Origin of the sequence: Streptomyces alkaliphilus, assembly GCF_014141535.1 — a bacterium.
Lineage (GTDB): Bacteria > Actinomycetota > Actinomycetes > Streptomycetales > Streptomycetaceae > Streptomyces > Streptomyces alkaliphilus.
Genome location: NZ_VKHT01000311.1, coordinates 1 through 5,216 on the forward strand (window position 1 = coordinate 1; position 5,216 = coordinate 5,216).

Annotated in this window: 6 protein-coding genes; 2 read left to right on the top strand and 4 right to left on the bottom strand. The window is 71.2% G+C overall.

Going from position 1 to position 5,216, the window contains the following annotated elements:
• Positions 1-382 precede the first annotated feature (382 nt).
• Positions 383-751, top strand: coding sequence for a hypothetical protein (locus FNQ90_RS11880; protein ID WP_182606344.1), 369 nt, complete (start codon positions 383-385; stop codon positions 749-751).
• 552 nt (positions 752-1,303) lie between these two features.
• Here the strand turns inward: FNQ90_RS11880 and FNQ90_RS11885 are convergent.
• The 3 genes from FNQ90_RS11885 to FNQ90_RS11895 form a co-directional block, all read right to left on the bottom strand.
• The gene (locus FNQ90_RS11885) at positions 1,304-1,537 is read right to left on the bottom strand and encodes a hypothetical protein (RefSeq protein ID WP_182606345.1); all 234 of its coding nucleotides are present in this window, start codon (positions 1,535-1,537) and stop codon (positions 1,304-1,306) included.
• Positions 1,534-1,872 (bottom strand): DUF7848 domain-containing protein, encoded by a 339-nt coding sequence (locus FNQ90_RS11890; RefSeq protein WP_323379903.1) that lies wholly within the window; start codon positions 1,870-1,872, stop codon positions 1,534-1,536. Before FNQ90_RS11890 ends, FNQ90_RS11885 begins: the two co-directional genes overlap by 4 nt.
• A 209-nt stretch (positions 1,873-2,081) precedes the next feature.
• On the bottom strand, positions 2,082-3,746 hold the full coding sequence (locus FNQ90_RS11895; RefSeq protein WP_323379904.1) for a helix-turn-helix domain-containing protein: 1,665 nt from the start codon (positions 3,744-3,746) through the stop codon (positions 2,082-2,084).
• Positions 3,747-3,762: 16 nt separating this feature from the next.
• Between FNQ90_RS11895 and FNQ90_RS11900 the strand changes: the two genes are divergently transcribed.
• Positions 3,763-4,425 (top strand): TetR/AcrR family transcriptional regulator, encoded by a 663-nt coding sequence (locus tag FNQ90_RS11900; RefSeq protein WP_182606347.1) that lies wholly within the window; start codon positions 3,763-3,765, stop codon positions 4,423-4,425.
• Positions 4,426-4,536: 111 nt separating this feature from the next.
• Here FNQ90_RS11900 and FNQ90_RS11905 read toward each other — a convergent pair.
• The coding region (locus FNQ90_RS11905) for a phosphopantetheine-binding protein (protein WP_182606348.1) at positions 4,537-5,216 on the bottom strand (680 nt) is incomplete at its 5' end.

Sequence of the window (5,216 nt, forward strand, 5' to 3'; positions counted from 1 at the left end):
ACGTCGCCCCGAGGCCGCCCCGGCCGCCACCGTGCCGATGGCGGCTCCGGTGGTCGAGCCGGTCGAGCCGGTCCGAGAGGTGGAATCCACCACCCTCATGCCCGACACCCGCGCCGCCGCAGGTTCCCCGGCAGCCCCCGAGCCTGTACGGGGGAATACCGCCGAACCCCCGAAACCGGTCGCCCTCCCGGATCTTCCCGAGGCTCCGGCCCCGGTCGCGGAAGACACCTCGAACTCCCTCCCCGCCGTTCCCGCGGAAAACATCGGCGCGGGAATGCCGGGCGCCGATGGTCCCGCACTGGTCCCGGAAAACCGGGAGGGAAATCCCGGCAGGGATGAAGATGGGGAGGGGGAGCCCATCGGCGAGGCGGTGATGCGTGTGGTGAATTCCTTGCGTCGACGCGATCCGCGATTGCTGATCTCCGAACGCGAGTGCCGCGCCCTGGCGCCCGGGATCAATGCCTGGCTGGTCCGTGGGGCGACCGAGGCGGAGGTGATCCGAGCGCTGTCGCAGGGGCTGCCGACGGTGCTGCGGGGACGGGCGGCGGGCATCCTGGCCTGGCGCCTGCGCGAACACCTGCCCCCACCCGCGCCCGCTCCCACGTCGGCGCCGCTCGTACCGGTGGCCCCGGGGCCGGTTCGGGGAAAGCCGTATCCCTGTCGGGGGTGCCACAACGTGGTGCTGCGCCCGGAGTCCGGACTGACCCACTGCCAGGCCTGCCGCGAGGCCCGGGTTCCGGCCGCCGCCTGACCCGGCACTCTTGCCCGGCCGGGATCGACGGCGGAGGGGTGTGCAAGCACCGTGCTTGCACGAGGCGAAGAGGCGGGGGTGTCGGGTGGAGGAGAAGCCATGAGAGGCCACCTCTCGCCGGGGCGGGGGTCCCCCTCTCCGGAGGAAGTGAGGTGGCGGGCCCCGGGGTCGCACGCCCGGCCCTCGGCTCCGGGAGGTCGTGATGCGGTGTGCTCATCAAGTGCCGGAGGGCACCCTGCCCACGGTTATCCCGCTACCCGGCCGACTGTGCGAGGAGCCGGTCCGTGGCCCGCCGGACCGGCTACGGTGGTATCCGTGTGGATGACCCGGAGCTCCGGACAAGGCGGAATGTCCGTTTCCCCGCTTCTTGTGAAAATGGGCACTCCCCGCCGGTAAACTCCCGGGTCAGTCACTCTGCTTCCCGCGCATGCGGGGATGGTTCTGATCGGGGTGGCGGAAGCGGGGCCAGGCGGGGCGGTCAACATGTTTCGCAGCCGAGCCGGCAGCGGCCCTTGGGCTCCCACCAGCCCGGCCCCGCAGATACGTCCTCGCTCACAGCTCACCTCCCGCGCCCGGTACCGGTCCCCGAAGCCCGTTCAGTTCCGACCGGTTCGTCAGCCACAACCACTCGCCGCCCTTGAAGCCGAGCCGCGCGCCGTACGCGGTGCGTACGACCTCCACGACCTGCATCTGCCGGCCACCGATCACCAGCACGTCCCCTCGTCGGACCGACCGCCGCGTGATGAGGACCGAGCGCAACCTCTCCGCCTCGTTGCCCGCCGTCACAGTCGGTCTCCCGGTGCGGCACGGTATGGGCGGGTGACGATCTCCCGGTATGTCAGGTGCTCCGGATGGGCCCGCAAGTGGCCGAGCATCCAATCCGTGCCCGTCTCGTCGTCCTCTCCGGCCGGGCCGACCTCTTCGCACACCGCGTACTGCGCGGCGAACGTGATCGGCTCCGCATCCGGCTCATGGTCCGGCTCGATCGTGTGCTTTTGGAACCACATTCGTTGAGAGGGCTCCCGCACGGCCGGGGCGGGCTCCTGGTCGCGGTTCGGCGCTCCGCAGGTGTACAGCGGCTCCCCTGCTCTGTCCCGCCCGACTTCGTGGCTTTCCTGCACCAGCTCTCCGCACCGCGTACAACGACGCAGGCCCCGCACAGGGTTCGGGTGGATGGGTCCTCCCGGCAGCCTCGCGGGGAGTGCCTCGCCAGCCGACGCATGATCTGTAACGTGATGTGTGCTCACTGTCACCATGATGGTGAAGTGAAAGGGTCTCGACTTTCATCAATGAATGAAAGTCGAGACTCCTCCCGTGTGCTAGCAGCGTGCTACACGCCGATCCACCGTGCGTAACCACGAAGCTCCGCTGAGGGTGTCCCCCGCGCCCGCAACAGTGCGTGGACCGTTTCCCTCGTGGTGGGGTGGTATCGCGTCTGTGCCGGCGCCGTGCGACGGGCCCGCTCCAGTGCCGCCAGCGCATCTCCCCGGCGCCCCACCAGCTCGTATGCGCGGCCCATGTCCATGTGGTGATGGCCCTCGCGATTCCTCACCCACCCGGCCGGCATCCGGATGCGCTCGCCCATCTCCACCATCCGCCCCACCTCGCCGAGGTCGAGCTGCGTACTGGCCGCGTGCAGCTCCACGTTCGTCGAGTCGAAGATCAGCCCGTAGGCGTCCGGTCCGGGCAGGCGGTCAGCGAGTTCCCGGGCCTCCCCGATTCGTGCCGCGACCTCCCCGGCCGCACCCGGCTTCCTCGTGCGGGAGTGCAGCACCGCGCTCTTGAGGTACAGGGCGCCTCGCACCGACGCGGCTTGTGGGTCCCCTCGTCGTACCGGTTCATCGAGGGTCCCCTCCACCCGGCCGATCTCCCGCAGCGCGATTTCGGGAAAGCCGTGATGGAGAAAGTACTCCGACCTGTAATAGACCACGGCGGTGTGGAGGTATGGGTCCCCGGAGTGCGGGATGGTCTGCTGCATCCGATCCAGGGCCAGGAGGCTGAGGTCGGTGAAGCCCAGTTTCCCGACGAAGGATCGAGCCAGGCGGTACGCGTCGGCGAGCAGGCGGTAGGCCGCCTCCCGCTCCCGGCCCTCCGGTAGACGGTCCACCACCACCAACAACTCATCGATCAGGGCTGGGGCCTCCGCGCCGATCGCCATGTACTCACCGCGCAGTCGTGTGGCGTCCAGTCGGGCGATGTCGGCCCGGATCGATGCCGGTTCACGCGGCTCGATGTCCTCGCCCGGCAGCAACGGATTCGCGATCGCCTGCCGTAGCGGCTGTACGAGGATCTCCAGCTCATCCGCTTTCAGGGCGTCCATATAGGGCTGCCCCGTAAGGTCCGTGACCGACACGCGCAGCGCTCGCGCGCACGCAGCCGTCACGAGCGGAGAGGCCGCCAGGTGCCCGGACTCCACCTTGGAGATGGTGGACACCGACAGTCCCGCGCGCTGCGCCAGGCCGTGTTGCATCCAGCCACGGGCCTTGCGCACTGCCCGGATTCTCGCCCCCACCGATACCGGCATCGGGGGCACGGGGTGTTTGTCAGTCGCATGCGTCATGCTGACTCCCCTTCCGAATCGACACCCGAACGGTACCCTTCCCGGCCTGTGCTCCGGAGGGATCAGCCCGCGCTCCGACCCTCCAGGGGGATGCGACCGGCGCGACAACCGGCTGTCCGCGCCAACCCGTACCGGCTGGAACCTGTCCCCCCGAAACCCTCGCTCCCGTGCCGGGGCGGTGGGAGAGCAACCCCTTCCCCTCACCCCCCGATACCCGCGATACCCGCGATGCCCGCGATGCCCGCGCACGCGGAGCCGGGCCCCATCCCCATTCGTGGACCGTCCAATGGGCCGTCTCCTCCTCCGGTCGCGGCCCGCTCCGAGGGGGTCATCCGGCTGTTCACGTCGTTTCCGCCGCTGGTCAGCGCGTGTCCGCCGGACTCCGACCGACCGGGCCCGACCCTCGCGTCCGGCGGGCGGGAGCCCCGGGAGCATCCTCTAGGCTTCCGGCATGGTGACGACAGCGGGCGGGGGAGGAACGACTCCGTACCGCCGCAGGCGGCCGGGCGGGCTGAGCCGGTCGGTGATCGTGGACGCGGGCCGGCGCGTGGCCGAGCGGGAAGGGTTGGGCGCCGTCACCATTCGCCGGGTCGCCTCGGACCTGTCGGTGGCCCCGATGGCGTTGTACCGGCACGTGGCGGACAAGCGCGAGCTGGTGGTCACCATGCTCGACGACGTGGCCCGGGGGCTGCCGATCCTGCCGGACGAAGGGGAACCCCGGGAACTGCTGGCGCTCGCGTTCGTCGGGTTGCGCGACCATCTGGCGGCGAGCCCGTGGGCGGTGGAGGCGCTGCGCGGCGGTGAGATCTTCGGCCCCGCCGTCCTGCCCCACGTGGAGCGGGTACTGGAACTGCTGGCGCGGTCCGGGCTGGACGAGCGGGAGACGGTGGACGCCTACTGGGCCCTGTGGTGGTTCACCTTCGGGCACCTGTCGAATCTGCCGGCAGCCCTGCCCGAGGGCCGTCGGGAGCGCATGGCACAGATGACGCGGACGGGGACCGCCGGACTGCCGAGGGTGCGCCGGATGGGTGAGATGCCGTTGGACGAGGGAGCGGCCGACAGGGCCTTCCGGGCCGGGCTGGAGGCGTTGATCGAGGGGCTGCTGCCCGCCTGACGGGATCAGCGCGTGGAGGCCCCGGGGGCGGGTGAATCGAATCGCCCGCCCCCGGGGGCTTCACCTCGCAGGCCCCCGGGTCCGGCCCGGAGGCCGGTCCCGGGGGCCGGTTCAGAGGGCTCCTTCCTCCAGGGCCTCCCAGTCCCCGGCCGTTTCCACGGCCGCGCCGATCCGTCGGATCGTCGGTCCGGAGAAGAACTCCGCCAGCGGCACCTCGGCCCGCAGCTCCTGCCGGGCGCGTTCGATGAAGCGGATGGCTCGCACGCTGTCCCCGCCCAGACTGAAGAAGCTGTCGTCCCGGCCGATCGAGTCGGTCGTGGTGTCGAGGAGGTCTGCCCACAGCTCGGCCAGGGCCCGCTCCAGCTCGCCCCGGGGTGGCTCACCGACGTGCGCGGTGTCGTCCCCGCCGCCGGCCAGGTCGCGTACGCGGGCCCGGTCGACCTTGCCGTTGGCGCTCAGTGGGAGCTGCGGCAGTACGGTGAGCCGCTCGGGCACCATGTAGGCGGGCAGCCGCTCCGTGGCCCGGCGCAGCACCTCGGCCGGGTCGGGGCCGGTGCCGGATCCTCCGGGCACCAGCGCGCCGACGAGCCGTCGGCGCGACCCCTCTCCCGCGACGACCACGACCGCGTGGTCGACCCCCGGATGCCCGGCCAGGACGTTCTCGATCTCCCCGAGCTCGATGCGGTGGCCGCGCAGCTTGACCTGATGGTCGCGCCTGCCGAGGAACTCGATCACCCCGCCGGGGCGGTAACGCCCGAGGTCTCCGGTGCGGTACCAGCGTTCGCCGCCCC